Source organism: Levilactobacillus paucivorans, from assembly GCF_001437125.1.
Lineage (GTDB): Bacteria > Bacillota > Bacilli > Lactobacillales > Lactobacillaceae > Levilactobacillus > Levilactobacillus paucivorans.
In genome coordinates this window covers 12348-38205 of record NZ_JQCA01000025.1, presented here as the reverse complement: position 1 = coordinate 38205, position 25858 = coordinate 12348, and the positions used below count along the sequence as shown (strand labels likewise).

General features: G+C 50.0%; 26 protein-coding genes, 1 tRNA gene and 1 riboswitch. Of the genes, 9 read left to right on the top strand and 18 right to left on the bottom strand.

Features of this window, described 5'->3' with window-relative positions:
• Positions 1-2: 2 nt before the first annotated feature.
• The 5 genes from IV54_RS02060 to IV54_RS02040 form a co-directional block, all read right to left on the bottom strand.
• The gene (locus IV54_RS02060; RefSeq protein ID WP_057877740.1) at positions 3-632 is read right to left on the bottom strand and encodes a YczE/YyaS/YitT family protein; all 630 of its coding nucleotides are present in this window, start codon (positions 630-632) and stop codon (positions 3-5) included.
• Between the two features lie 30 nt (positions 633-662).
• Positions 663-1355 (bottom strand): phosphoribosylanthranilate isomerase, encoded by a 693-nt coding sequence (locus IV54_RS02055; RefSeq protein WP_057877739.1) that lies wholly within the window; start codon positions 1353-1355, stop codon positions 663-665.
• 16 nt (positions 1356-1371) lie between these two features.
• Positions 1372-2328, bottom strand: a complete 957-nt coding sequence (locus IV54_RS02050; protein WP_057877738.1) for a PfkB family carbohydrate kinase — start codon at positions 2326-2328, stop codon at positions 1372-1374.
• 508 nt (positions 2329-2836) lie between these two features.
• A complete protein-coding gene (locus IV54_RS02045) occupies positions 2837-3925 on the bottom strand; it encodes a PfkB family carbohydrate kinase (RefSeq protein WP_057877737.1) in 1089 nt (362 codons plus the stop codon).
• Positions 3926-4078: 153 nt separating this feature from the next.
• A tRNA-Gln gene (locus IV54_RS02040) sits at positions 4079-4150 on the bottom strand.
• Positions 4151-4382: 232 nt separating this feature from the next.
• Between IV54_RS02040 and IV54_RS02035 the strand changes: the two genes are divergently transcribed.
• Positions 4383-5372 (top strand): LacI family DNA-binding transcriptional regulator, encoded by a 990-nt coding sequence (locus IV54_RS02035; protein WP_057877736.1) that lies wholly within the window; start codon positions 4383-4385, stop codon positions 5370-5372.
• A 130-nt stretch (positions 5373-5502) separates the two neighbouring features.
• Here IV54_RS02035 and IV54_RS02030 read toward each other — a convergent pair whose 3' ends face one another.
• The 4 genes from IV54_RS02030 to scrK form a co-directional block, all read right to left on the bottom strand.
• On the bottom strand, positions 5503-5895 hold the full coding sequence (locus IV54_RS02030; protein ID WP_057877735.1) for a VOC family protein: 393 nt from the start codon (positions 5893-5895) through the stop codon (positions 5503-5505).
• A gap of 161 nt (positions 5896-6056) precedes the next feature.
• Positions 6057-6755, bottom strand: a complete 699-nt coding sequence (locus IV54_RS02025) for a DUF6198 family protein (RefSeq protein ID WP_237756649.1) — start codon at positions 6753-6755, stop codon at positions 6057-6059.
• Between the two features lie 93 nt (positions 6756-6848).
• Complete coding sequence (locus IV54_RS02020; protein ID WP_057877733.1) at positions 6849-7850, bottom strand: zinc-dependent alcohol dehydrogenase family protein; 1002 nt, start codon at positions 7848-7850, stop codon at positions 6849-6851.
• A gap of 28 nt (positions 7851-7878) precedes the next feature.
• Positions 7879-8754 (bottom strand): fructokinase ScrK, encoded by an 876-nt coding sequence (gene scrK / locus IV54_RS02015; protein ID WP_057877732.1) that lies wholly within the window; start codon positions 8752-8754, stop codon positions 7879-7881.
• Between the two features lie 317 nt (positions 8755-9071).
• A riboswitch (guanidine-I (ykkC/yxkD leader) is annotated at positions 9072-9169 on the top strand.
• Positions 9170-9224: 55 nt separating this feature from the next.
• Here scrK and IV54_RS02010 point away from each other — a divergent pair.
• Positions 9225-9551 (top strand): DMT family transporter, encoded by a 327-nt coding sequence (locus tag IV54_RS02010; RefSeq protein ID WP_057877731.1) that lies wholly within the window; start codon positions 9225-9227, stop codon positions 9549-9551.
• 1 nt (position 9552) lies between these two features.
• On the top strand, positions 9553-9867 hold the full coding sequence (locus IV54_RS02005; RefSeq protein ID WP_057877730.1) for a DMT family transporter: 315 nt from the start codon (positions 9553-9555) through the stop codon (positions 9865-9867).
• Between the two features lie 59 nt (positions 9868-9926).
• Here the strand turns inward: IV54_RS02005 and IV54_RS02000 are convergent, their stop codons facing one another.
• The 3 genes from IV54_RS02000 to IV54_RS01990 all read right to left on the bottom strand — a co-directional run bounded on the left by IV54_RS02000 (position 9927) and on the right by IV54_RS01990 (position 14672).
• A complete protein-coding gene (locus IV54_RS02000; protein ID WP_057877729.1) occupies positions 9927-12131 on the bottom strand; it encodes a glycoside hydrolase family 65 protein in 2205 nt (734 codons plus the stop codon).
• A 29-nt stretch (positions 12132-12160) separates the two neighbouring features.
• On the bottom strand, positions 12161-13213 hold the full coding sequence (locus IV54_RS01995) for an alpha/beta hydrolase fold domain-containing protein (protein WP_057877728.1): 1053 nt from the start codon (positions 13211-13213) through the stop codon (positions 12161-12163).
• Positions 13214-13388: 175 nt separating this feature from the next.
• Positions 13389-14672, bottom strand: coding sequence for an MFS transporter (locus IV54_RS01990; RefSeq protein WP_237756648.1), 1284 nt, complete (start codon positions 14670-14672; stop codon positions 13389-13391).
• 757 nt (positions 14673-15429) lie between these two features.
• Here IV54_RS01990 and IV54_RS01985 point away from each other — a divergent pair.
• The 4 genes from IV54_RS01985 (at position 15430) to IV54_RS01970 (ending at position 19333) form a co-directional block, all read left to right on the top strand.
• The gene (locus IV54_RS01985) at positions 15430-16155 is read left to right on the top strand and encodes a GntR family transcriptional regulator (RefSeq protein ID WP_057877727.1); all 726 of its coding nucleotides are present in this window, start codon (positions 15430-15432) and stop codon (positions 16153-16155) included.
• A gap of 129 nt (positions 16156-16284) precedes the next feature.
• On the top strand, positions 16285-17649 hold the full coding sequence (locus tag IV54_RS01980) for an MFS transporter (RefSeq protein ID WP_057877726.1): 1365 nt from the start codon (positions 16285-16287) through the stop codon (positions 17647-17649).
• Positions 17649-18557: an alpha/beta hydrolase gene (locus IV54_RS01975; RefSeq protein ID WP_057877725.1), complete on the top strand. Its 909-nt coding sequence runs from the start codon at positions 17649-17651 to the stop codon at positions 18555-18557. Before IV54_RS01980 ends, IV54_RS01975 begins: the two co-directional genes overlap by 1 nt.
• Positions 18558-18559: 2 nt before the next feature.
• The gene (locus tag IV54_RS01970) at positions 18560-19333 is read left to right on the top strand and encodes an alpha/beta hydrolase family protein (protein ID WP_057877724.1); all 774 of its coding nucleotides are present in this window, start codon (positions 18560-18562) and stop codon (positions 19331-19333) included.
• Positions 19334-19467: 134 nt separating this feature from the next.
• On the opposite strand, the gene IV54_RS01965 is transcribed toward IV54_RS01970, so the two are convergent.
• The 3 genes from IV54_RS01965 to IV54_RS01955 all read right to left on the bottom strand — a co-directional run bounded on the left by IV54_RS01965 (position 19468) and on the right by IV54_RS01955 (position 21049).
• Positions 19468-19779, bottom strand: a complete 312-nt coding sequence (locus tag IV54_RS01965) for a hypothetical protein (protein WP_057877723.1) — start codon at positions 19777-19779, stop codon at positions 19468-19470.
• 205 nt (positions 19780-19984) lie between these two features.
• A complete protein-coding gene (locus tag IV54_RS01960; protein WP_057877722.1) occupies positions 19985-20500 on the bottom strand; it encodes a hypothetical protein in 516 nt (171 codons plus the stop codon).
• Positions 20501-20512: 12 nt separating this feature from the next.
• Positions 20513-21049, bottom strand: coding sequence for a PadR family transcriptional regulator (locus IV54_RS01955; RefSeq protein ID WP_057877759.1), 537 nt, complete (start codon positions 21047-21049; stop codon positions 20513-20515).
• A gap of 177 nt (positions 21050-21226) precedes the next feature.
• Here IV54_RS01955 and IV54_RS01950 point away from each other — a divergent pair, with 177 nt between their 5' ends.
• Entirely contained in the window at positions 21227-21763 is a 537-nt protein-coding gene (locus IV54_RS01950; RefSeq protein ID WP_057877721.1) for a phenolic acid decarboxylase, read from the top strand.
• Between the two features lie 358 nt (positions 21764-22121).
• On the opposite strand, the gene IV54_RS01945 is transcribed toward IV54_RS01950, so the two are convergent.
• Complete coding sequence (locus IV54_RS01945; RefSeq protein WP_057877720.1) at positions 22122-22715, bottom strand: Fic/DOC family protein; 594 nt, start codon at positions 22713-22715, stop codon at positions 22122-22124.
• Positions 22712-23194, bottom strand: a complete 483-nt coding sequence (locus tag IV54_RS01940; protein WP_237756647.1) for a helix-turn-helix domain-containing protein — start codon at positions 23192-23194, stop codon at positions 22712-22714. Before IV54_RS01940 ends, IV54_RS01945 begins: the two co-directional genes overlap by 4 nt.
• A 69-nt stretch (positions 23195-23263) precedes the next feature.
• Here IV54_RS01940 and IV54_RS01935 point away from each other — a divergent pair, with 69 nt between their 5' ends.
• A complete protein-coding gene (locus tag IV54_RS01935) occupies positions 23264-23731 on the top strand; it encodes an NUDIX hydrolase (protein ID WP_057877718.1) in 468 nt (155 codons plus the stop codon).
• Between the two features lie 234 nt (positions 23732-23965).
• Here IV54_RS01935 and lepA read toward each other — a convergent pair whose 3' ends face one another.
• Positions 23966-25762 (bottom strand): translation elongation factor 4, encoded by a 1797-nt coding sequence (gene lepA / locus IV54_RS01930; protein ID WP_057877717.1) that lies wholly within the window; start codon positions 25760-25762, stop codon positions 23966-23968.
• Between the last annotated feature and the right edge of the window lie 96 nt (positions 25763-25858).

The following is a 25858-nucleotide window of genomic DNA, read 5'->3' as shown; positions in this document are numbered from 1 at the left end:
ATCTAGCTTCTTTCTAGGATTAATCGTTTTCTGAAGATTGAGCTCAACGCTTGAATCGTTGGACCCGTCGTCAGTGCGGTCAAGATGGTAATAATCCCGAACTTACCACCTAATAAAATACCAATGATAATGAGACCCACGTCGAAGGTAATCTTGCTGCGTCGCATGCTCCACCCGGTAAAGTCCCGGAGAGTTAGCATGAAGCCGCTAAAGGGGTCGACCCCAATATCGGCGGCAACGAAGAGACTGATTCCTAGGTAGTACAGGGAAATCCCTGCAACCCCACCAATGGACCGGCCAAGCAACGTCGTGGAGGTGAAAATCAAGGGGTACAGGTACGACCCGATTGACACGAACAAACCGTAAGGGACCAGATACATCAAGGTGCCCCAGCTTGCGTAGTGCCGCCCGATAAAGAACAAGGCCACGATTAACACCACATTCAAGTAATTAGAAACAGTTCCTAATTGCGCTTGCTCAAGATGGAAGGTTGTCCGCAACCCGTCGTAAATAATGCCCACAGGGTCATTACCCAACTGGGTATTATTGTTAAAGGCAACCCCAATACATACTAGAAATATTCCTAGGAAGGCTAGAGCAACGGTTTTGGGCGTATAACGTTTTGATGACAACTCTCTAACGCCTCCTATGCGATTCAAAGATTAAAGACCTAACTTCTTAGCGGCAGCATCTGCGGCTTCACAGAATGCCTTGACCTTTGGGATATCCTTTTCCATGTTTCCGCCTTCGTACTTGATACTGGTCTTGGTCAATGAGTCGACGCCGTATGGGCGAATCTTTTCAATGGCTTCGGCAACGTTGTCAGGTCCCATACCACCGGCTTCGATAACTGGTACGTTAACTTCCTTAACGATCTTAGCGTCAATGTTCCAGTCATGGGTCACACCACTGGCACCGATCCCAGTATCTGGTGCTAAACCAGAATCTAACAGGATGTAGTCAACGAATGGGGCGAAAGACTTGGCACGAGCGATGGCACCTTCGCCATCAACCAGAACGGCTTGCATGAGTTCGGTGTGAGGCGCAACCTTCTTCAAACGCTTAGCAAATTCAGCATCTGCGGCGTAACCGTCACCGGCAATGTGCAAGATGTCTGGTTGGATGCGTTCGGCAAGTTGTAACATTTCTTCAGGGTCGTTCGTCAGCATGATCGCAACGGAGGTAACCCCACGGCGCTTAGCTTCGGCGAAGATCTTGTCAACACGGTCTAAGGGAACACGGTGAGCAGGAACACCACCATGTTGCATAGGAACGAGTCCGATGTTGTCGGCCCCAGCTTCCATAGTTTTAACGGATTCGTCGTACTGAATCAAAGAATAAATTTGCTTAATCATAAATTGCTCTCTCCTCTTATTTTGAAGTTGTTAAAGTTGCCAGCTTCTGGTCCACTAATTCTGGTGTGATATCTGGCACTGATTTGGTGCTTTCAAGGGCGATGCTCGATGCAGCTTGGGCGATCTTACCTGTTTCTTCCAATGACCGGTTAGGGTCTAAGAAGTGGCTCCAGGTAATCGCAGCCATCCCACAGTCCCCAGCACCATTGGCGTTGACGATGTCGGTCTTGAAGATTGGCACGTGAACCATGCCTTCATGGTTGGCACAAAGGATTCCGTCGGCACCTAATGAGATGTAGATGTTCTTCATCCCCGTGTCCAAGAGAACCTGAGCGGCCTTTTCTGCGGAAGCGGTGTCGGTAATTTCAACGCCACTGAGCAGTGAAGCTTCCAAAGCGTTAGGCTTCAAGGTGTCCATCTTACCCAAGATGTGGGCAAAGTGTGGCGCCTTCACAACGGAAACCGTGTCCCCAAAGAGTGGCACTGTCACGTTGTCTCCCAACCAATCGATGGCTTCTTGCGAAATGTTGGCATCAATCAGACAGATAGTCGCGTTGTTAATGAAGTCGAGGCGCTTAGCCAGAAATTCTGGCGTAATCTGTTCACAGATAGCCATGTCATTCACACCAACCAGCATGTCACCCGTTTCATCGGTGATGTACATGTAAGTTGAAGAACGGGACCCTTTGACCAATTCAGCCTGGTCCAACATGATGTGGTTTTCTTCACAAGACTTCGCTAGCAAGTGACCATTGTAGTCATCACCATACACCGTAATGAGATGGGTAGGGACTTCCAAATGAGCCAGGTTCTGGGCGATGTTTTGACCCACACCACCGACAGCCATCCCAACTTTACCAATGTTGGAATCACGCTGAATGACCTTTTGACTAGGCATCCCGAAGATGTCCATGTTCATACCACCAACTACGACGACGTAGCCTGATTGCTGTTTCAAATTCTGGCTATCCATTTCCATTGCCTCCTTCAGGGCTGGAACTATAAACAAATGTTTATCTGAGTAATCATTTGACAATTACAGAATATAATCTCCGGAGTCCTTTGTCAATAGGATCGTAAGCGGTTGCAGTATTTTGGGCTAGTTTGCTCACCTGATCTCATTATAAAAATCGTTGTTAATCTGGTGATTGGCTCTCCCTCTAATTTACTTTTTCACAAGCAAAAAAAGTGAGATCAAATTTTTGGAATTTGATCTCACTTCGCTATAAGTTCTATTTAATGCGTCAATGTAATGGTAAATACACTTACTAAAAACATGGGTGACTAGTCACAGCACGTGATGTTTGGGGGCAGAAGCCCGTGTCGGTGGTGTTAGGCCGGCGACTCACCGGCCCTACAGCACGGAACGCCTTTAAGACCCTGATTTTGGGGCTTAAAGACGAGGCTGAAGACCGCCCTTTGGCTTCAGCCGTTTCCCACAGGCTGGCGTCCCCCAAACGCCACGGGCGGCACCACCACCCCTAGTCGTCGAGGGCTTGTTGCCGATGCTGAAGCATCACCGCACTCATTCTGTCATTGACCGCGTCGTCCGCCTCGGTAGTGATATAGGTGGCTGCCACGCCCGCCTTCGCCGTTTGCAGGAAATCCTGGTGATGTAACCGGGCCCAGGCTAAAGCGGCCACAGCCGACGCCCCAGCGCCATTTGTATTGCGGGCATCCTGCTCGGTATCAGGGAAGAAAACCGCTTGATCCGCGTTCTGGTAAAGGATCCCCACCTCGTCAATATAGATAAAGACATTGGTAACGCCCCGACCAATCAGATCGGTGGCGGCCTGACGCGCCGTGACCTCGTCACGAATCGTAATCTTCGTCAGCAGGGTGGCCTCTAAGGCATTGATGACCAACGTATCTAGCCGATCGATGCCGTCGTAGAGGTTCATCATCTTGTTAATCCCCACCGCCTTGGCAAATAACGGCACCGTCACGTGATTGTATAGCCACTTGATGCTGCGCTTGGGGAGGTTGGAATCGATGATCACCAGGTCAGAATTGTTGAGGGTTTGCTCGTGTCCCATGAGGTAGTCCGGGGTGATGTAGTTGTTGATGTCCATGTCGTCGATCCCAACAATCCGGTCCCCTTGCGGCTGATTGACGAAGAGGTACATCGACGTGGGTTCATTGGTAATCTGTTTGGCATGGCTGATATCAATTTGATTAGCCAAGGCGTCTTCTTTAAAGATTTCGCCGTTGCGATCGTCGCCATAGGCCGCGATAAAGTAGGGCTTAACGCCTAGCTTACTGAGGTTGACCGCCACGTTTCGACCGACGCCCCCCAGCTTGGTGTAGATTTTTCCGGAGTAGGAACTCTGGTTGGTCACCGTGGTGCCGGAGACGCCCAGAATATCCATATTAATTCCGCCAACCACCGTGACGTACTTCGGTGGTGTGATGACGTACCCCTTTCCCTGGATGTAACCCTTCTTGACCAGGTTCGAGATATGAGCTGCCACGCCGGACCGGGTGATGCCGGCCAACTCTGCTAGCTCATTTTGCGTAATCATGGGATTCTGCTTGATCCATTCCAGAATCTGCTGCTCGCGGCTTGTCACTGCTGATCACCTTTTCCCTTCGTTCACTGTTATTGTGTTAACCATACCCCAGCGCTCCCCGCCTTGCCAACTCATTTGATCGGGTTCTGCTGAAAAATGGCACAAAAAAACTGTCAGTCACAAACCGACTGGCAGTCTCTGTTAAACCTCTGATTGGGCTAGCTGGGTTCGAACCAGCGCATGACAGGATCAAAACCTGTTGCCTTACCACTTGGCTATAGCCCAAGAATTCGGTCATTACTGACCCAACAGGAATTAATTTTAGCATTTCTCCCCCTAAAAATGCAACCCCTTTTTCACTTCTAAGCAGAATTAGTTGACGACCACCCCCCTAACCGCTACGCTGAATATACAATCATCAGGTATACTGTTTATCCGCTGTTTAGGTTTATGGGCTTAGATGCCCGTTCAACGGTCTTTTTGTACCCTATTCCATTTCAGAAAAGAAGGAACTGACATGTCCGGTAAGATTACAATTAAAGATGTTGCCAAACAGGCCGGTGTCTCCGAAGCCACCGTCTCTCGGGCCCTCAATGATAGCCCCCAGGTGAAGCGCGACACCCGCCAAAAAATTCAAAACATTGCACGTAATCTTGGATACCACCCCAATGGGCTGGCCCGCAGCATTCGGGTCCAACAGACCCATACGCTGGGCATGATCATTCCCGATATTCTCAACGGCTTCTTCACCAACCTGAGCCGAGCTATTGAGGACCAGGCCGCAAAATCCGGCTATGACGTTCTGATCGTCAACACCGATGAAAGTCTGGAAAAGGAAACCAAGGCGCTCAATCTGATGCTGGAAAAACAGGTCGATGGCCTCCTGATTGCCAGCGCCGGTGAAGCCACCAACTACACCGACATCCTAGGCAACACGCCGGCCGTCTTCGTGGATCGCATGCCACCGGCTGGCACGGCGCCGGAATACGACCGTGTCCTCGTCGACAATGTTCAAGGAACCCAAGCCGTCGTCGCCCAACTCATCAACCAAGGGGCTCGCCGGATTGGCATCATTAACAGTGCCGTCCCCGCCACCGCTGACGAGCGGCTTCGCGGCTATCATGAGGCACTGGCTGCGGCCAGCCTCCCCACCGATCCCGCCATCGAGGCCGTCGCTCGTACCGACAACAGCAATGTCGGCCAGATGACGCGTCAGCTCTTGATCAACCAGAAGTGTGACGGCCTTTTCGCGGCGGACAATACCATCATGCGGGCCGTTCTGACCCGACTAAATACCCTTGACGCGCCGGACTTTCAACTGGGGGGCTTCGACGATAGCGATTGGTTTGACTTCCTGGAAAAGCCAATTGTCACCGCTCAACAACCCATCACCAAGCTTGGCGAGATTGCCGTAAATCACCTGATCGCTAAGATTCAGAATCCGCATCAGATTCCGCAAGAGGTGCGGCTCACGGCGACCATTATTCCGCGGGCAACACGGCCCTAACTTAAAACCAATGACAAAAGCTCCCTACCGTTATCACAGTGACGGTAGGGAGCTTTTCACTAGATTTAATTTTTCAAAACGTCGGACAGAAGGCCGTCAATTCCGCACAATCGCCTTCCGTCGTCCCTTTTTAATCTAGAATCTGGCAGAATTCAATCGTTTCATGGTTCGGTCCGAGGATGTTAAAGAACCGGATACCCTTCTTCCAAAAAGATGGAATGGATTGAATTTCGTCGTTAACCATCGTCAAACCTTGAGCCTTGGCAGCAGCGAAGGCTTGGTCGACGTCGGTCGTGTTTAATGAGATGTGGTTAATCGCACCGGCTTCTGGGTTGGTTGGATCGCCTTCCCAGGTTTCGATGGTCAGGTTGCCCAGCCGCATGAATGCACAACGGTTTTCCCCATTAGGGAATAAACCGGCTTGTTCAAAGCCTAGGGATTCGTAAAACGCAATGGTCTTGTCTAAATCTGCTGAAGGAATCCCAACGTGTTGGATTCCAGTGATGAAGTCACTAACTGACATAGTTTTTTGCTCCTTTTTTCTTGCTGTTGCTGGTTACTTGGCGGAAACGTGCTGTCCCGGGCAGTCAGCTCCGCTTAACCCCGCTAAGCCAATAATCCATAGATCAGGATTATCGGCTTAGCGACGTTAATGCTCACTGACTAACCGCCCGTGCCACCACTCTACTTACCGACATCCACGGCCTGATGCTTCAATCTTGGGAAGATCACCTTATCGGCAATCCCGGTAATGCCACCTTGTGCCAAGAAGGCAAAGATGGTTCCCAACCCAAAGTTCGTAAATGACCGCGTAACCAAGAGGGCCACGATGGCCATAATGGTAGGTGGAATGTATGATGCCCACATCGCTTTGGCAGCGTTCCCCTTGAAGTAACGGAAACGGAGAATTTGCATCAAATCATCGGCTGGATGCAAGACCAGGTTGACCCGTTGGTAGATGGAGATGGCCACCGCAATGAAGGCCACTCCCAAGAAGTTCAGGAAGATGTAGAGAATAATCATCCCCATGGACCGGGCTTCTGGTAGACCCGCAAACAAGGCGGGATACTTGCCGTTGAAGAAATCTTCAAACACCTGAATCAAGGCGGAGAATGGCACCATGAAGATCATGTTCCCAGCAATCCGTTTCCAATCCCAATGACGAATCAGGACGGCATTTAACACGGATGTCAGAAAACCCATGATGAGAAATGCCCAGAACAGGTTCCAATGGAAGGCCGTTCCAAGGTTGGCTTCCGCCGCGGACCAGTACGCCGCTCCTAAGAACGACGGGTGAATCTTAGCACTCGTCACCAACGTCAGCACGTTTCCGGCAGAGTTGATCACCAGTGATAACGCGAAGTAGGCAATGGCTTTACCCATCGAGATCGTCCGACCATTAGAGGCATCCAAGGTTGCCGCTCCAGCGTTTAAATCAGTTGTCGGTTCAACTTTCACAATTATCCCTATCCTTTACTAGTCACTGACCTTAACAACAGCCTTGCTGACGCCATCAACCTTACCGTTCAAGACGTCTTCCACTTGTTCCAAGCTAACTTCGTGGCTGATTAAGGATTCAACATCCAATTGGCCGCTAGCTAACAGCGCAATAGCATCTTCGAAGGCGTAAGGGTTGATGAAGGCACCCTGAATCTTCAATTGCTTTTGGTAAACTTCGTAAGTGTTCATAGAGAAGGTTTGGTTAGGCTTCCCAACACCAAACATCAAGACCTGAGCACCCTTCTTGGTTGCTTCCACGGCTTCTTCTTGGGTTTGTGGTAAACCAACGGCTTCGATAACCACGTCGTAGTCGGCAGGAATGCTGTCATGCTTCGTGTTGTAAGTGTTGGTAACGCCAAACTTTTCCTTGTTAAAGGCTAACTTCTTATCGTTCAAGCCGGCAAAGTCCACTTGGTGAACACCGTAAGCTTGTAATAATTGCACGACAATCTGTCCCATGAAGCCGTCTCCGATGACCAAAGCTTTTTGGTATGGTGTTAAGTCCAATAATTTTACCCCGTGGACTGCACATGAGATTGGTTCCGTCGTGGCAGCGGCCTTCAACGAAACGCTGTCAGGCAATGGATAAACAACGGATGCTGGTGCGGTGAAGGACTTTTCCAAACCACCGTCACGCGTTACCCCAACAGCGGATAAGTTGTCACAGAGTTCTGGACGATCAGTCCGGCAGTATTCACATTCGCCACAGTAGATGTTAGGGTCAACGGTCACGCGGTCGCCAACTTTAACGTTGGTCACTTCGCTACCGATAGCAGCAACGATCCCTGAGTTTTCGTGACCCAAAACGATTGGTGGCACAGCATCGGCTGAACCAGGAAGGCCGGCATAAAGTGCACGGTCAGTCCCACAGATACCAGCGTAGGCAGTGTTTACTAAAACCTCGTTAGGTTTAACTTCGGGCGTTGGTAAGTCTTGAATTTCCATTTTTTTAGTTCCGGTTAATACTAAAGCTTTCATCAGATAAGTCTTCCTCTCTTTGTGCTGTTCATTTGTTGTATTCTTTGAGCGCGAGGGCAAAGTCCCCGAGCGTGGCTGAGCCATTATCCTTAACGGAAGGCATCACGATGTAATCTTCGAGCTTGCCCACGTCAACGTAATTATTCAGTAACTTAGCGAATTCGGCGCGTACCTTAACCAAGAATTCTGGACTGACTACGCCACCGCCAAAGACAATCTTGTCGGGACGAAGCATCAGTGTTTCCTGTAAGGCAGCCTGTGCCACATAGTAGGCCATGATGTCCCACACGTGATCGGTCAATGGCACTTCATGACCATGCTTCCCAGTCCGCGCTTCAAACGTTGGTCCACTGACTAGGCCTTCGAGGCAGTCCCCATGGAAGGGGCAAATGCCGTCAAAGTCCAAGTCGTCTGGGTGGCGCTTGACGCGAACGTGGCCCATCTCTGGGTGACCCATGCTCCCGACAAACTTGCCATCCACGATAGCGCCGGCGCCCACGCCAGTCCCAATCGTGAAGTAAACCAATGAATTAATCTTTTCGTTGAAAAGCGTGGAGACCACGTATTCACCGTAAGCTGACCCATTCACATCGGTTGTCCAGTACATGGGTACATCCAGGTCTTGTTTCAAGCGACCCAAGAAGTCCGTATTCGACCAACCCGGCTTAGGGGTATCCGTGACATACCCGTATTTAGGTGAGTTGCGTCGTAATTCAATCGGACCAAATGATGAAATGGCAATCGCCTTTAAATCAGGATATTGTTTGAAATAAGCGATACACTGACTCAAGGTTTCTTCCGGTGTCGTGGTGGGAATGATGACCCGGTTGTTCGTGCGGTAATCTTCGTTACCAATTGCACAAACAAACTTTGTTCCACCGGCTTCAATACTTCCAAGTTGCATAATAGCTACCTCCATATTTTTGCCGGGGACCGTGACCCGCGGCACCAATTGCTAAGCACTGAATGACTGACCCAGTCATTTTTAAATCGTTTTCAGTATAGCATCGGGTCAAGGCTTGAGAAGGCGTTTTCACGCGTCAACATTTTCAGAAAAGTCCAGTAAAACAAGTTGCCACCGAAATGCAATCGATTTCATTTTTCGTGAATTAGGTCACTTTATCCTCACAAAAGACCCGTTTTCAGGCTCCTTATCCCTCACGATTGCGGTTGACCCCCCTCAAAATCCGTGCTAATCTAGCCTTACCGCATCAAATCGCATACTTTGTTTTCTAGGGTTCCGCTACGTCAGTAGGCCTGGTCCGAGAGAAAACCCGTGGGTGGTCCCACGGACACGGAAGGGAAAAAGCCTGGGAGATTTTGTCGTCACGACAGAATTTCTCAGGCTTTTTCTGAGTTTATAGGAGGAAAATGATGAATAAGCATTGGTTTCGCGTCATTATTGGCGCCATCTTCGAGGTTAGCTGGGTCGTAGGCTTCAAGCACGCCGACACTTGGTGGGAATGGGTTCTGACGGCCGCCGCGGTCTATCTAAGCTTCTACTTTCTCATTAAGGCTGGCGAGGTCCTACCAGCCGGTACGGCCTACGCCGTCTTCGTCGGACTCGGCACATTGGGAACGACCCTAGTGGGAATCCTGGCTTTTAACGAACCCATCAGCGTGGCCAAGGTCGCCCTGGTGGTCCTGCTCTTAGTCGGGATCGGCGGTCTACAAACGGTGACAACTAAGGAGGCGAACTGAGATGGCTTGGATCTGGTTAATCTTCGCCGGGCTCTGTGAAATGTCCGGTGTCACCTTCATGAACTGGGCCATCCACCGCCGCACCTGGTGGCTGTGGACCCTGATGGTCATTGGCTTTACCTTCAGCTTTGGCGCCCTAGATATTGCCCTACAAACCCTGCCAATGGGCACGGCCTACGCCGTGTGGACCGGGATCGGCGCTGCTGGTGGGGTCCTCACTGGCATGCTCTTCTTCGGCGAGTCCAAAGATTGGCGTAAACTCCTGTGGGTCGCGGTCATTTTGACTGCCGTGATCGGTCTCAAACTCATTAGCTAAACCAAAAAACACCCCTTACCCGTGAGACTCTCCGTTCCCCGGGTAAGGGGTATTTCGCTTTAACTGACCTTTTCTAATGAAATGAGTTTGCCATTAACACTGACACCATACGTCGGAATTGGACCACTGATGACCGTAACGTTGGTCGTCGTCGCCGTCAGATCGATCTCTAAGACGCTCTCCGCAATCTTCATCCGGTAGGTCAGTCGTTTCAGGTTCTTGGGTAAATGATTGGTGAAATGGACCACTTCGTCTTGAACGTAGAAGCCAGAGAAACCAGCCACCAGCGCCAACCAACTGCCACCCAGGTTCGCCAGGTGTAAGCCATCCGCTGTGTTCCCTTGCAAGTTGACCAGGTCCATTCTAGCGGTATCCATGAAGTAGTTGTAGGCCTTCTCCCGGTCATCCATCCGAGCCGCGAGAATACTGAAGATCGACCGCGACAGAGAAGAATCGTGGGTCGTGACGCCTTCGTAATACCGATATTCGCGTTTCAACTCCTCGGTCGTCAGATCCTCTGGGAAGAGGTATTCCGCCAACAAGGTATCCGCCTGCTTGGCTACCTGATAACGGTAGATCGTCAGTGGGTGGTAGTGCAGTAAGAGTGGAAAGTTGTCCGGCGTCGACCGGTCCTTCGGCCAACGAGGCTTGTCGAGAAAACTGTCATCCTGCTCATTAATCTTGAGATCGGTGCTGTATGGCAGGTAAACGTGATCCGCCAGGTTCTGGTAGACATCCAGATCGGATTCACTGACCCCGAACGTCTCGAGATTCCCTGGTGAGCGCTTCTGAATCTCGCGTGCTAGGTCGACGACCAGCTGGAAATTATGTTTGGCGAGCCGGTTGGTATAGTAGTTGTTGTTGACCAGGGCCGTGTATTCGTCAGGCCCGGTCACGGTGTGAAATTCAAAGCGACAGTCGGTGCCAACCTGTTGCCAGGAGCCGAAGTCCTCCCAGAAACGAGCGGTTTCCAGGACCATTTCAAACCCACACTGGAGAATGAAGTCCAGGTCCCGAGTAATCTCATAGTACTTGCCCACCGCATAGGCAATGTCCGCGTCGATGTGGTACTGCGCGGTGCCAGCTGGGAAGTATGGCGAGGCCTCTTCCCCGTTGATTGTCCGCCAAGCAAATAACGCCCCTTGGTTGGCACCCAACGCATGAGCCCGCTCCCGCGCCTTTGGCAGGATTTGGTAACGATAAACCAGCAGTTGCCGTGCCATCTGTTGATTGGTGTAGATGAAGTACGGCAACATGTACATCTCAGTATCCCAGAAGTAGTGGCCTTCATAACCCGAGCCGCTCAGGCCCTTGGCCGCAATATTCGTCCGACCGTCTCGACCGGCAGCTTGGTTGAGTTGGAACACATTGTAGTGAATCGCTAAGTCCAACTCATCGTTGCCTTCTACCGCCACTTCACTGCGCTGCCAAACGTCCTGCCAGAAGTCCCGACTGTCCGCCGTTAAGGCGTCCAGTGAGGTTGGCACGAACATGGCCGACGGGTCAATCGTGTTCTGCCGGCTAATATCACCCACGTAGACTTCGTATTCCAACGTGTGCGGTTGCCGGTCACTGAGATCGACGGACTGCTGCAACAGGCTGGCTTGCGCCGTGAGTAAGCCCAGGTACAGGGTCACCGCCTGTTTGGTATTGTGCGTCTTCACGTGATACCGTTGTAAATCGGCGGCTAGAAATGTCGTTTCACAGATCGGCACCCCGGCCAACCGTGTCTTCCGTGGGTCGGCAGAAGCAATCGCTTCGACCTCGGCCGGAACCGCGATCGACTTGCTAATGAGTAGACCACCGGCATAATTGCCGGGCGCAAAGGTGTAGCCGATCGCCCAGAAATTTGAGCGTTGCTGGCCCATGACAGAGGTGACGGTCATCCGGACCGTTTCCCCTTGTTCAGTACTGGTTAGGTAGTCCTCGACCAATTTGCCACTGCTCAGATCCAGATCGGTTGCCGTTCGTTTACTCCGGGTAAAATGGTGCCCGGTGTTGGTCGTCACGTGAATGTGACGGAGATCCGGCAAATTTAAAATCGTCTGATGCTTCTGAGCATAGCCGACGCCCGCCTCACCATAGGTGATGGGAGCGGTCTCGTAGAACCCATTGATTAGCGTCCCAGAAATTGGATTCCCGTTAATGGGATCGTTGGCCCGAACGCCAAAGTGGCCGTTGCCCAACGAAAAGATCGTTTCCAGATACTCTGGTCGCTGGTCGGAAACGTCTTGTAAAGTTAAATGATAATCTTGTAAGTTCACACTGATCTCCCCCCAATGTTGCCTATACCTTAGATCAACTTAGCCGCTGAGCGCAAGGCATCTTGCACGGCTGGGACATTCCCCGTGAAATTCAGGAAGGCATGGCTAATCCCACCGTAACAGAAATAGTTAGCGTCTTCGTTGGCCCGACCAACCTGCTGGATGAAAGCTTCACCCTGCAAGCGGAATGGATCATACTCCCCGACTAAGAGGGTCGTGTGCTTAAACGTCTGGGGGTTAGCCAGGAGTGGTGACAGGAGCGGTGCCGTCAGGTCCAACGGCTGATCCGCCACGTAGTACCCACTCATAATGGTATCGAGTTGTTCGAATAATTGGTAGCTCCGATGCAAGGCATGCCGTTGTTCCGACACGATGTCGATGCTACTGTCATCCCACAATTCACCGTCCAGATCTGACCCCTGAATCACGGTTGGATAGAACAACATGTGCGATGCAATCGTACAGATGCCCATGGAGTGGCAGAGTTGACTGACGGCCAAGGCAATCGAGCCCCCGGCAGAGTCTCCACCTAATGAAATGTGGCGATAGTCCTTGGTCATGGCAGCCACTACGGCCAGCCCGTCCAAGATGCCTGCCGGATACGGTTGCTCCGGTGCCAGAGCATAGTCGACGTTGTAGACCACACAGTTGGCTTGTTCAGCCACGTATTTCAAGGCCAACAGCACGTCTTCCGGTGTCCCGCCATAGTAGGCGCCCCCGTGGAAATAGATGAGGGCTTTATCCGCCGTCAAATGGTCCATTCGAGCGATGCGAATGACCCGAACCCGCCGATTCATGGCGACGATCTGTTGCATCTCCACCTTCATCTCAACGGTGGTTAAATCCTTCTGTCCCGAGGTTTCGGTCCCCTGCCGGAGGCTAAAGAGGTCGGTCGGTAACTGTGGATTTTCCTCGATTGAGGCCACAGTTTCCCAGACTAACGGTTCAAATGTATGCAAGGGCTCGCGGTCCTTGATCCATTTGGTCACACCATCCTCAACACAGGTGGCCGTCATGCTTTTTAACCGGCGTAACTCGTCCGCATACCCCAGAGATTGCTTGGTTGTTGTATCATTCAACATGATGATTACCCCTCTCATAAGATAACCCGACAATGGATCACTGATTCCCCCAGATCCCCTGACGGGTCAAAAATTATTAAGCTTCTTCGTGTTCTAATTCGGTCTTTTCTTGTTCGGCCTTTAACGCCGCAACCTTATTTTCATCCAGCTTGTAGAAGTGCAGAATAACCACAATTCACAAGGCCAGAATGACTGGCAACCAGACGAAACTGGTACTGATGGCAGTCACCGCCTTGGCCCCTTGAATCTTGGCAGCGGCACTGAAGCCACCCCAGGAAAGAATCCAGCCGGCTAAGAAACCACCGAATCCCATCCCTAACTTAGCCCCAACCATTGGGACAGAGGACAGAATCCCGGGTTCATCAATCCGCAGCTCAGTCCGCGCATATTCCACGGTGTCGGCAATCATAACGAAGGCGATTGAGAAGGCGGCCCCCATGGCGATCGTCGCGATGATGTTCCCCGCAAAGAGGAAGAAAAGACTCTTGTGTAACAGTCCGATTGGCATGATGGCTTCCCCAATAGCGAAGGTAATCATGGCCACAATCATGACATATTTATGACGCATAATCTTACTTAAGAATGGTACTGACAGGTTCCCAATGACAGCCACAATGACTAAGCCATTAAACAACCCAATCATATCTGTCCGACGATAAACGTAGGTTAAATAGTACACCGCCGTTTGCATCCGGATAACCCAGAAGGTTTGTAAGAGGATAAAACTCAGACTCAACAGGACCCAAGGCTTGTTCTTAGCGGCACCCTTCAAGGAGTCCCAAACACCCAAGTGGCCCTTGATGGCTTCGTCTTCGTTCTTCGATTCCACGATTGGCTTTTCCTTCAAATTAGCGAAGGCGCCGAAGAACAGAACCATGATAGCTACCCCAATCATGGCGGCCCAAATAGTCCACCCACGCTGGGCATTCTTACCACCCAGGAACGCCACCATTGGCAGTGAAATTGCCCCGATAACGGCCGTCCCAATGTTAGTCATCACCATCCGGGCACTGGCTAAGTTCGTCCGTTCATCTGGGTCAGACGTCAAGCTTGGCAGAATGGCCGTGATTGGCGTGTTAGCCCCAGAATAAACCAGACTGAACAAGGTGTAGATGATGGCAATCCAGGTTAATTGAAAGGCCTTATTGCCTCCGAATGATGGATTAAAGAATAGCAGAATCGTCAAAATCCCCAGTGGAATCCCAAACCATAAGAAGTAAGGCCGAGACTTCCCGTACTTCGAGTGGGTGTGGTCAATCAAGAACCCATAAACCACCCCGTCAAACGCGTCAATACACCGAACAACTAGGAACAATGTCCCCACGAACGCTGGTGAAATGCCCATGACCGTGGTGTAGTAGAACAAGAGATACAGCCCAACAATCTGCCAAATTAGGTTACCGGCCATATCCGTCGCGCCATAGAAGAAACGCTGTTTCCAGATCTGTAGCTTACTCATAATGAAACCCTCCCCCATATATTTTGATCCGCTCAACTTGTAACCGCTTACATATATAGCATACTGGATCGCTGCATCCGCGTGAATCCCGATTTTTTGCCAACTACTTACCTTTTCTAACCTAAGTGGTCAATCTATGTAGATCCACTGTCAGCTTGACAAACGAACCTAGTTACCGCCCTCATAATACCCGATAACTTACTGGATAACTGGTGATGGGACTTAATTAGTAACGCTTCCTAACTCACCTTTTGCTCCCCCTAGTTCTTAGAACCTCAGAATCAAAAAATCTCAAGACCAAAGGACGTTTAAAACCGCGCCTCCGGGCGGTTCTGTAGAGGCTGGAACGTCGTGGCCACGATTTGAAGACCCTCGCTAGGACCGCGACGGTCTTCAAACTCGGGCTTTCACTAGGCCGGGTAAACCAACCCGACCAAGTGAAACGACACCACTGAGCCTCTACAGAACCACCCTGCGGCTAAGATTGGTCGTTGTTTTAACGATAACAAGAACTGACCAGGTAAACAGGCGCCTGAATCGAAAGCACCCCAAAAGTTATCACCTAGATCGACTAATGACCAAACGATATAGGTAGGTTTGCCTCAAAGATCCATTTAATTCTCTTATCAAAACACTATCTTCATTTTACAACCTACCCCTTCACGTTTCACCTGAACAAAAACAACCTAGACAGAATTTTATAATCGCGCTATGCTGTATGTACTAATTATTCAATGTCTAATAAGGAGTCCACGCGATGACCAGCAAGCAAGAACAACTACCTAAATATGTTTTAATTTACAATCAGCTTCTCGCAGCCATTGATAATGGCGAGTTCAAACCTGGGATTAAACTCCCACCAGAAGAAACTCTCGCAAAGCAATTCAATGTCAGCCGCATGACCCTCCGCCAAGCACTGTCTCTTTTACGAGAGGACGGTAAAGTTGTGTCTCGTAAAGGGTCTGGCACGATGGTTAGTGATGCCACACGCTTACCGACTTTGGGAATTGAACGTCCTGGGAATCCCATCCAAGCTATTTGCCAAGAGACAATTACAACCGAGGAATTTGCCATGGGTCTATCCTATTCCAATCCCTACACACGAGAACTTTTTGCCCGTGACAGTCCAGCTGGCGTTCATTTTGATCGCGTCTACCTGACAGGGAAAGACCGGGTAGCCTACTCTTATGCCCTGATGCTAATCGACTCAGCTGAGAGGTTCAAGTTGGATCTCGAGAATCAGCAACAGATGCAGAATTTTATCTCCCACGACATTTACCAATTAGTTCAACGGCGCCAATTAACCTTTAAAATTGGTGCAGGCACCGAGAGTGTTCAACAGCAGAAGCTGTCTAGTCTATCAAATCAATACCTCATCGTCTTTGAATCGCTCTTCGATCAGCAAGATCAACTTCTCGTTTTCACTAAGCACTACATCCCCGTCGAACGGGTAAATATGACCCTGAATCTCCCTCTCAATTAATTCAATTTCATCTGCAGACTCGAGAATTTTATCGAGTCTTTTTTTTACTGTCATTGACAGCGGTTTCATAAAGAGTTATATTCTATACGTACAAAATAATCTGTCTATACAGAAACGGATGTGAATGAAATGAATACAGAAAGAAAAGTGGCTCGGGTCCTGCCTTGGATGATGCTGGTCATGATTAGTGCTTCTTCACTACTCAATGCTTTTAGTATTATCCCAGCCCTCCTGGCCCATTACTTCAATGTCAATGCCGCGACAATGAGTTGGCAAACGGTCGTCATCACCCTGGCTATGGGTGTTGCCGGAATTGTTTATGCAACTTTAGCCGACTATATCAGTATCCGTCGCTTAATGATTGTCGGCCTGATCTTGATGACTGCCGGCTTGTTGCTAGGATTCTTCTTTAGCCACAATCTGTTGCTCGTCATCATCGCCAGTGCTTTAGCTACTTTAGGTGGTCAAAGTGCCAATGCCCTACTCTTGGTCACCGCCGTTCGTTACCTCAGCAAGGAGGCCAGCGATCGCTACTTCGGTTACTATTCTGCCTGTATCAATGCTGCTCAGCTACTGGGAGTTCTCTTAGGCGGATTTTTAACAAGTTGGATCGGCTGGCGTTACCTGTTCATCTTCCCTTTGATTTCTGTCGTCACCATCTACTTCGTCTTAAAGTATCTCCCGGAAGATTCCAAGCTGGCAACCCAGAAGCTAGATGTTTTTGGAATCTCATTACTGACACTCTTTACTTTCTTGTTGTCCCTGTTCTTTAACCAAAACTCTTGGACCATTCTGGCATTGGCGATCGCCGTTCTGATCGGCCTTTACTTCTACATCGGTCATCATGCCAATGCCTTCGTCAGCCTCGATTTTTTCAAAAACAAACGCTACACATTAGCCATTATTCTGGGAGGATTAGTCAACAGTCTCCTGGTTGCTTATCCCTTCATGTTCTCCTTTCTCTGTGCCAGCATCTACCATACGCAACCACTCCAAGTATCCGAGATCCTTATCCCAAGTTACATCGTCGCCATCCTAGTTGCCACATTTGCCAGCAACATTGCCAAGCTTTGGGGACTGGAACGGACCGTTCTGATTTCATTAGCCTTAATTCTAATCGGTCTCTTGATGGATGCCGCCTTCTTGGAATCAGGTGTCTGGGTACTAGTCGTTGCTTCTAGTATTTTCAGCGGTGGAATGGCGCTCTTCTCGCCACAAGTTCAGGCCTTGATGTTCTCTGCACTTCCTGCAGACAAGGTCGGGGTTGGGAGCGGGATCTACGGACTCGTCTTCAGCACATCAATGTCTCTAGGAACTGCAATTACAGGAACTTTGCTTGCGGCCAAATGGCTACATAACCCTAGCATCTTCCCATTCCTATCAACAACCGCTGTGTCTTTTAGCAATATTCTTTTACTCTTCATCATTTGGATTATCGTAACAATGACATTAACATTGAGCACTCGGAAAATTTTATTTGGAGGTAATGACTAATGACTAAAAGAATGTGGGCAGCCGGTGATCTTAGCCTTAAGCCTGAGCAACCTGGCTATTTTGATGTCGCTTATGGTGATGACCCGGCTCAGAAATTAGACATTTGGCTACCCGATCAGACCACTCAGACCTATCCCACCATTTTCTTTATTCATGGAGGTGGCTTTATTAGCCTTGATAAACGGGAAAGCGAAAGTAGTCCAGTCGTTCTGGAAGCCCTGAACCGCGGTTATGCAGCGGTCAGTATCAACTATCGCATGCTTCCGCAAGTTCATTTTGAGGAAACTATCCAAGATATTCAAGATGCACTGCGCTTTGTGATCGATCACGCCACGGACTTCCAACTCAACACGACTAACCTTGTTGTCTGGGGTGGCAGTGCTGGCGGCTACCTGGCCCTAATGGCCGGACTTCAACGACCCCAATGGGTCAAACGCGTCGTAGCTTGGTATCCAATTACTGATTTTCCTCAAATCGACACCCAATTGGCTAGCAATCAACTCATCCAACAATTCCTACCACCGCGGGCCAGCGATCACGATAAAACCTATGTCCCAGCGACCCCGTTGGCTGAAAATACTGAATTTCCATTCCACAACACCGCTGATAGCCTCGACGCCCAATTTGTCGGTGACTCACTAGCCCACCCTAGTGTTAAAGGGTTGTTAGCCAGTCCCATCAATTATCTAACACCTACTATGCCCCCAATGCTGCTTCAACACGGTAGTGGTGACGAAATCATCCCCATGCAACAATCCGTTGAATTCGCCGTAAAAGCCCAACGAATCACACAGGATCATCGTATTCAATGTGAAATTATTCCGGGAGCCATTCACGGATCTGTCCTATTCATGACACCCGAAAATTATAATCACATCTTCGATTGGCTTTCGCGAAAGGAGCACTAACCATGATTACCCAACATTTAACTATTTCTAGTTCACATGGAAATTATCAAATTCCAGCAATCCTAACGCTACCTTCGGATACTGGGAACTTTCCAGCTATGGTCATGTGTCATGGTACTGGAACCAATAAGGACGAAGCCGGTCAAGGTTACGTCATGATGGCTGCTAAACTTGCTGCCGCTGGTTTTGCCTCACTACGTTTTGACTTTATCGGAAATGGTGAGAGCAACGTATCCTATGAAAACTACAGCTTTACTAGCGCCGTTAACGACACTCTAGACGTGACCAATTTTCTTCGCCAGCAAACAACCATTTCCGATCAGATTGGTATCATGGGCTGGAGCCAGGGGGGCACCATCGCCATGCTCGCAGCCGGTCGAACAGTCTATCAAGCCGTGCTTCTGTGGTCGGGAGCACTGGACATGTCCGGCCTAATCCCTCCCGAGGCCTATCAACAAAATACCTATCAATTAGATCTGGGGTTCCGATCACCACTGACCATTGGCCACCAATGGATGACCGACGTCCAACAAACCAATGTCGCCACGACCTTCCATCAAAACCAAGCTCCCGTGTACGCCATTGCCGGTGGCCAGGACCCAATCGTTCCGCCAACCACACCGCAAAAAATCTGTGCACAATCTAGTAATTTAGCTTCACAATTCACAGTAATTCCGGCAGGAGACCACCTTTTCAACCTACTTAGTGGTGATGACACCATATTTACGAGACTGATAACCATCTCCGTTGCCTGGTTAACTACTGTCATTAGCTAGCTCCCGTATAAAAGACCGATCGTTCATCCGGACGTTTGGCCTTTTATGATCCTATGCCACACAAAAAGCCCAGAACACGCTGTTCTAGGCCATATTTATCCTGTAATTACTTACCCGCAGATTCAAACACAAGACTATTCGCCAAAAATAATCGCAAGCAGGATCAAACCAATCCCACCCAGCACAACGACAAATAAGCCATAGGCCACGAAGAGACTAGCTAGAATTCCCACTTTATGTTGGGCAAGTTTAACGGAGAGGTAATCGCCCCATGCCAAAATTGCCGCGCCATACAACCCAAAGCCCCAATCATGTAATTTAGTGAATTTCAATAAGACCAGACTCGCTGCCAACAAAGCTAATCCGGCAATTGGAATCACCCGATTAAGCGTCGGCGGCGTATACACGTGCCCGTAACGCTCAGAAATCTTTCGATACCATCTCATGCCATCGCCCGGTTTCCTGGCTAACACTGACCTTGGCATCAGAATTAGCCAACCCTTTTGAGGCCTATGTTAGGCAACATAGAGAGAAATCAAAGTTTCTCTGCTAATAAGGGGTGACAACAGTCGCTGAACTAATTATATCTGGCATCTGTTTCCCATATCAATTTAAAAAGCCCAGAACACCCCGTTCCGGGCTAAGTCATCCTTACCAATTATCAAAATCCCAGTCTTCAACCTCATCTGCCGTAAAGGCTTCGAGGTCAATCCCTGTCAATTCTTGTAGCTGACGGGACCGTTTTTCCGGCAGATTCACTACGGCGAACCCCTCGTGACCCAAAGCCGCTAGGATCCACTGGTCATCCAGATAGAAGGTCAAATCTGAAGGCAACTGGTCGGGACTTTCCGAATCACCACGACCACCCCATTCATAGAGGCTGGCCGCCGACTGCTTCAAAACACGCGTCGTACTGCTAGTACAGGCTACCTGAAACACCGTGATCCCGTGGAACCGGGTACTATCGTTCATGGCATTTCGCGACACCTGACGGATCTTCAAAATGTCCGGTTGCAACGCCGCCATCACCCGTTCGTAGGACGCCGCATAGGGAACACCACCGATATTATAGTGTGAGAGTTCAATGTAGTCCGTGTGTTCCCCGAGAACTTGAATCAAGCGCCGATACACCTGCCCCGTTGGATTCTGCGACACGTGATAGTACATTGTGCATCCCCCCTAATCTGTCAGATACTTCGACAACCAGGCCACATAGTCTCGCTCGCGTTCGATGGCATGGTCCAGAATCAAATAGTGGCCATACGCTTGTTGCTTAACCGCATCCGTTGGGAATACCGTCTTCAGGCGGCCCTCCAAGTGATCGAGCTGCGTCTGGTGGAGACGAAGCTGTTCTCGCAACATTGGCTGAATCCGTGGATCCTTGTCCGTCTTAATAAAGTACAGTTTGAGAATAAATTCGTCCTTACTGGGGGTCAATTCTGGTGAAGGCTCGCTGACCCAGTCTACCAGTTTGTCATGACCACTAGGTGTGAGCGTATACTGCTTCTTTGCCAGTTTTTCGCCCGCTACGGTGTCTTCGTGGGTAATCTCACCCGCATCCTCCATTCGCCGTAATAACGGGTAAATTTGGCTATGCTGAGCCTGCCAAAATTCGCCGATTTCATTTTCAAATGCCTTGGCCAAGTCGTAGCCGGTCTGGGGCCGCTGATTCAATAAGCCCAAAATAATATATTGTAGTCGATTTCGCTGTCCGATACTGGCCATCCCCCTTGATTTCGCGCGGTTTCCTTACCTTCATTGAACCAGTTTCGCCGCCAAACATCAAGAAAAATTGTTGACAGCGCGTGCCGATCGTCTTATAGTAATCCCATTAGCTTAAACATGTAATTAATTACATGTTAGGAATATCATAATTTTAAGGAGCAATAACTCATGACAAAACAATTCAAAACCCTGGATGACTTCTTGGGAACTCACTTTATCTACACCTACGACAACGGTTGGGAATACGAATGGTACGCTAAAAACGACCACACCGTTGATTACCGAATCCATGGCGGAATGGTTGCCGGCCGTTGGGTCACGGACCAGGAAGCCAACATTGTCATGCTAACCGAGGGTATCTACAAGGTGGCTTGGACGGAACCAACCGGAACCGACGTCGCCTTGGACTTCCTGCCTAACGAAAACAAGGTTAACGGCACGATCTTCTTCCCTAAATGGGTTCAAGAACATCCTGAAATCACGGTCACTTACCAAAACGAACACATCGACGTGATGGAAGCCGCTCGGGAAAAATACGCGACTTATCCTAAGATGGTTGTTCCTGAATTCGCCACGATCACCTACATTGGGGACGCTGGCCAAAACAACGAGGACGTTATCGACGAAGCCCCTTACGCTGGCTTACCTGACGAAATCCGCGCGGGCAAGTACTTCGATAGCAACTACAAAAGGGTTAACAAATAAATCACTGGCTTAAAACCTTAAAAGGCCGCCTGCGGCTGCCAGGGATTACGCCTGCTGTGGGGACGCTTCAGCCTGGGAACCAGGCTTCTCGCTCGATTTGAAGCCGCGAAGAACACGCGTCTTCAAAATCGCCCGTACTGTAAGGCCGAGAAAACCACTCGGTCTAACAGTACCGCCACGGCCGGCTCCATCCCTGACCTCCTCCGGCTAAGATTGTTCTTAACTTGAACTCTTGGCTGGAAATGGCGGTATCCGGTAGTTATGATCCTAGTTACTGCCACACTATTATCAATGTTAATTTTAAAAAATGGATTCGTTCACCCTTTTTCGGAAAACGAATCCATTTTTTCAATTTCATTTAATGTAAAATCTCGCGAAACACCGCAGCCATCAATTTGGGGTTATCCTGGATACTAGCATCCATGTAGGCTTCCTGTTGTTCTTGAGTGAACGCCAGACGGAAGCCCTTCTGGCGGGCCAGGACCGCCGTGAAGACTCGAAGTGTTCGCCCATTGCCTTCGCGGAACGGATGAAACATATTTAGAGCGGTCACCAGATCACCCAGCGCGTCTGCGACAACCACCTTATCCGATGGTAGTGTCGCGAACTCCGTTAACTGCCGCTGAAGATCCCACTCAGCGTTACCAAACAGACTGACCGGATGGAAGTGCGTGACGACACCATTCGAAGTCTTGTTGAAGTCGACCTCACGGTACTGCCCCGCCCAGTCGTAGATATCACCTAGTAGTGCCTGATTGATGCGTTTTAGCTCCGTAATATCACGGCCAGTTAGCTGATAGCCATCCGGTAAAATGTAGTCATGTTGCTGGATGAACTTCTGCTGAATGAAGCTGAAATTATATTCAACGTCATGTAACTTATCATCATCGGTAATGCCTAATTTATTCTTCAGAACCCCATTGGCCTGTAAATAATCTTCCCAACTTCTCACTTGTTCGGAACCGAACGTTTCGCATTGATTTTTGCCAGAACTTCTTCCCCAGTCAACGGTCGACCTAAGTCGTCTGCCTCACGTGCGAGCTTAACGTCGTCCACCGTCGGTTCAAACCCTTCGTACATGTTGTTAATAATGGCATCGAGCGTTGCCCGATACTCTTCTTCGTTGCGAAAAGCGACCCCCATAATGGTGAGCGCTTGGTCATCGTGTTCCAAATACATGATGTCATCATCCTCCTCTAGTCTAGCTAATTCCGTAAAAATCGCGTCATTATTTGCTAACAGTTGAATTAATTTGACGGCGGGACCACTGGGGGCGTAATCGTCCTGTTCCCAATGCTGGACGGTCCGCACCGAGACGTTTAGGAGCGTTGCCAAATGCTTCTGACTAATCCCATAGTGTTGGCGGATGACCTTAATGTTTTTCGCTGTCCGACTCATCGCAATCACCTCACACGTCATTATACCCTTCAAGGGTACTGACCCCTATCGAAACGCCTTGCGCTATAATGAACGTAACTCTACGAGAAAGGTGGTCATCCCATGGCCAATTACATCCAAGAAATCCGACAGCTAGTCGGTCATCGTCCGCTAATTCTAAATGCCGCCGGAGCCATTCTGATCAACGATCAGCAGGAGGTTCTGCTCAACCTGCGGACTGATACCCACAACTGGAGTCTACCCGGCGGCTTCCTCGAATACGGGGAAACCTTTGATGCCGCCTGCGTCCGGGAGTACAAGGAAGACGCCGGGATCGACGTCGAAATCATCCGGCCACTGGGCATCTTCGACCAGGGCTTCACCACCTACCCTAACGGTGACCAAACCCAAGTGATCAGTCGGCTCTACCTGGTCAAACAAGTTGGCGGTCAGCCGCTCGAAACCGCCACGGATGAGACACTCGATCTAAAATACTTTCCCTTCGACCAACTCCCACCCCTGTTGAATCAGCAGACGGCGGACATGTTGGCGGCCGGAAAAACTTACTTTGAAACAGTCAAAACATACTAAAATTAGCTCTGTAAAACCAACCCGGTTTTACAGAGCTTGACTAAACGTGGGAAAGGGCCGAGACAAAAGTCTTCAGCCCTTTTTGCGTTCCAATCATCTATAGTCGAAACGTGCGACAAAAGGCAGTCAACGCCGCTTAACCCCGATAGACAAACAATCCAAGACCGGGATTCTTCGTCTATCGACGTTAATGCTCATTCATTAACCGCCGTTTGTCGCACTCTATCATCTTGTTTATTTTTCGAGATCCAAGACCGCATTGAAAACTTCCTGCGGTAACTCGATGTCACTGTGCGCGGCCTGCCGCTTATTGGCACTCTGGCGACGTAGTTGAGCGGCCTTCTTAGAGGCACTCTTCTTTTCGCCATTGGCCGCCGCGTTCTTACGTAATGGTGGCACGTCGACTCTGGCCAGGGCCTTCCCTTCCACCACCGATTGAACCGGCATCGGGTAAAGTTTCCGGGGAATCACAAATTTCAACTTGTGCACCAGCTCCTGGGCCACGCGCGGCGCATCTTCCCGATGGACCACGAACGACAGGGCATCGACTCTGGCGTAGTTGACGTGAACCTCAATCTTAACGACGTCGGCCAAATCATAGCCTGCCAAGGCCGTTGTCAACGTGGCATAGCCGTGTGAAACGGACTTCAAGGCGTTAAAGAAGTCGTAGGCAATCTCAGCAAAGGGCAACTCGTAGTTCAGAACCACCAGATCACCTTGATTGTTCATGTCTTGAAGCGTCCCGCGATGTTGATCGGCCAGCTTCATCACGGGTCCTAAGCTCTCGCTAGTCGTGGTGATCGTTGCCTTGGCCAGGGGTTCCTCGACAAAATCAATCTTCGAATAATCTGGGAACTTGATGGGGTTATTCACGATGACGGGGTCCTCGGTATTCTTGAGGTGCACGCGATAGGTCACGTTGGGGGCCGTCGTCAAGACGTCCAGACCATATTCATCGTGCAGACGTTCGCGAATAATTTGTAAATGGAAGATGCCTAAGAAGCCACACCGGAAGCCAGCGCCTAAGGCTTCGGAATTCTCCGGCCGGTAATGGAAGGACGTGTCATTTAACGCGAGTTTCTCTACCGCTAATTGGAGATCGTGGTAGTGATCACCTTGGGGATAGAAACCGGCGAAAACCATTGATTGGGCGGGTTCATAACCGGGAAGCGCCGTCTCCGTTGGATTGGCGGCTAGCGTCAGGGTGTCCCCGACTCGCAAGGCCTGCGGATCCTTCAACCCAGTGACAACATAGCCAACATCGCCGACCCCCAACTGCTTAGCAGTCACTCGGGCCGGGGCAAAGATCCCAATTTCATTGGCGGCCACGGCCTGTTGGTTTGCCATCAAGACGAGGTTGTCGTTGGCCTTCAGCTGACCATCCACCAACCGAACGTAGGCAATGATCCCTTTAAAGGCATCGTACTGGGAGTCAAAGACCAACGCCTTGAGTGGGGCCTTGGCATCACCGACCGGGGCCGGAATCGTCGTGTGAATGGCTTCCATCACGTCGTGGACGTTCAGGCCAGTCTTGGCGGAAATTTTCAGAACGGGCACGTCCGCAAACTCCGGTGAAAGCTCTCTGATCTGGGCAATCGTGCGGTCAACATCGGCCGCAGCTGCATCGATCTTATTCACCACGGGAATGACCACCAAGTGGTTGTCCTGGGCTAAACGCAGATTGGCCACCGTTTGAGCTTGGACTCCTTGGGTCGCATCGACTAAGAGAATAGCGCCATCACTGGCAGCCAGACTCTTGGAAACTTCATAGGTAAAATCAACGTGTCCCGGGGTATCGATAAAGTTGTATTCGTACTCCTGACCATCATCGGCCCGGTAGTAATTCCGCACCGTGCGGGACTTCACGGTCACGCCATGCGCCTGTTCAACCTGGAGATCATCCAGTAGTTGAGCCTTGCTTTGGCGGTCATTGACCGTTTGGGTTTGTTCCATAATGCGATCGGCCAGCGTCGACTTCCCGTGGTCGATGTGCGCGATGATTGCAAAATTTCTGATGTGACTGGGATTCATGTCTGTGCTCCTCCTTAAGGATGCCGCCAAAAGTACTGTGGCTCTTGGGTTCAAGTCTAATCATGATAGCCGATTCGCAGGATTTGTCAACGCATC

Bases quoted from the DNA above. Each gene is read 5' to 3' on its own strand.
- IV54_RS02010 (WP_057877731.1), top strand. From the start codon at position 9,225: ATGAATAAGCATTGGTTTCGCGTCATTATTGGCGCCATCTTCGAGGTT.
- IV54_RS01965 (WP_057877723.1), bottom strand. From the start codon at position 19,779: ATGAGATGGTATCGAAAGATTTCTGAGCGTTACGGGCACGTGTATACG.
- IV54_RS02030 (WP_057877735.1), bottom strand. From the start codon at position 5,895: ATGTCAGTTAGTGACTTCATCACTGGAATCCAACACGTTGGGATTCCT.
- IV54_RS01985 (WP_057877727.1), top strand. From the start codon at position 15,430: ATGACCAGCAAGCAAGAACAACTACCTAAATATGTTTTAATTTACAAT.
- IV54_RS01980 (WP_057877726.1), top strand. From the start codon at position 16,285: ATGAATACAGAAAGAAAAGTGGCTCGGGTCCTGCCTTGGATGATGCTG.
- IV54_RS01935 (WP_057877718.1), top strand. From the start codon at position 23,264: ATGGCCAATTACATCCAAGAAATCCGACAGCTAGTCGGTCATCGTCCG.
- IV54_RS02005 (WP_057877730.1), top strand. From the start codon at position 9,553: ATGGCTTGGATCTGGTTAATCTTCGCCGGGCTCTGTGAAATGTCCGGT.
- lepA (WP_057877717.1), bottom strand. From the start codon at position 25,762: ATGAATCCCAGTCACATCAGAAATTTTGCAATCATCGCGCACATCGAC.
- scrK (WP_057877732.1), bottom strand. From the start codon at position 8,754: ATGCAACTTGGAAGTATTGAAGCCGGTGGAACAAAGTTTGTTTGTGCA.
- IV54_RS02050 (WP_057877738.1), bottom strand. From the start codon at position 2,328: ATGGATAGCCAGAATTTGAAACAGCAATCAGGCTACGTCGTCGTAGTT.
- IV54_RS02025 (WP_237756649.1), bottom strand. From the start codon at position 6,755: ATGGGTAAAGCCATTGCCTACTTCGCGTTATCACTGGTGATCAACTCT.
- IV54_RS02020 (WP_057877733.1), bottom strand. From the start codon at position 7,850: ATGAAAGCTTTAGTATTAACCGGAACTAAAAAAATGGAAATTCAAGAC.
- IV54_RS01950 (WP_057877721.1), top strand. From the start codon at position 21,227: ATGACAAAACAATTCAAAACCCTGGATGACTTCTTGGGAACTCACTTT.
- IV54_RS01990 (WP_237756648.1), bottom strand. From the start codon at position 14,672: ATGAGTAAGCTACAGATCTGGAAACAGCGTTTCTTCTATGGCGCGACG.
- IV54_RS02035 (WP_057877736.1), top strand. From the start codon at position 4,383: ATGTCCGGTAAGATTACAATTAAAGATGTTGCCAAACAGGCCGGTGTC.
- IV54_RS01995 (WP_057877728.1), bottom strand. From the start codon at position 13,213: ATGTTGAATGATACAACAACCAAGCAATCTCTGGGGTATGCGGACGAG.
- IV54_RS02055 (WP_057877739.1), bottom strand. From the start codon at position 1,355: ATGATTAAGCAAATTTATTCTTTGATTCAGTACGACGAATCCGTTAAA.
- IV54_RS01970 (WP_057877724.1), top strand. From the start codon at position 18,560: ATGATTACCCAACATTTAACTATTTCTAGTTCACATGGAAATTATCAA.
- IV54_RS01960 (WP_057877722.1), bottom strand. From the start codon at position 20,500: ATGTACTATCACGTGTCGCAGAATCCAACGGGGCAGGTGTATCGGCGC.
- IV54_RS01975 (WP_057877725.1), top strand. From the start codon at position 17,649: ATGACTAAAAGAATGTGGGCAGCCGGTGATCTTAGCCTTAAGCCTGAG.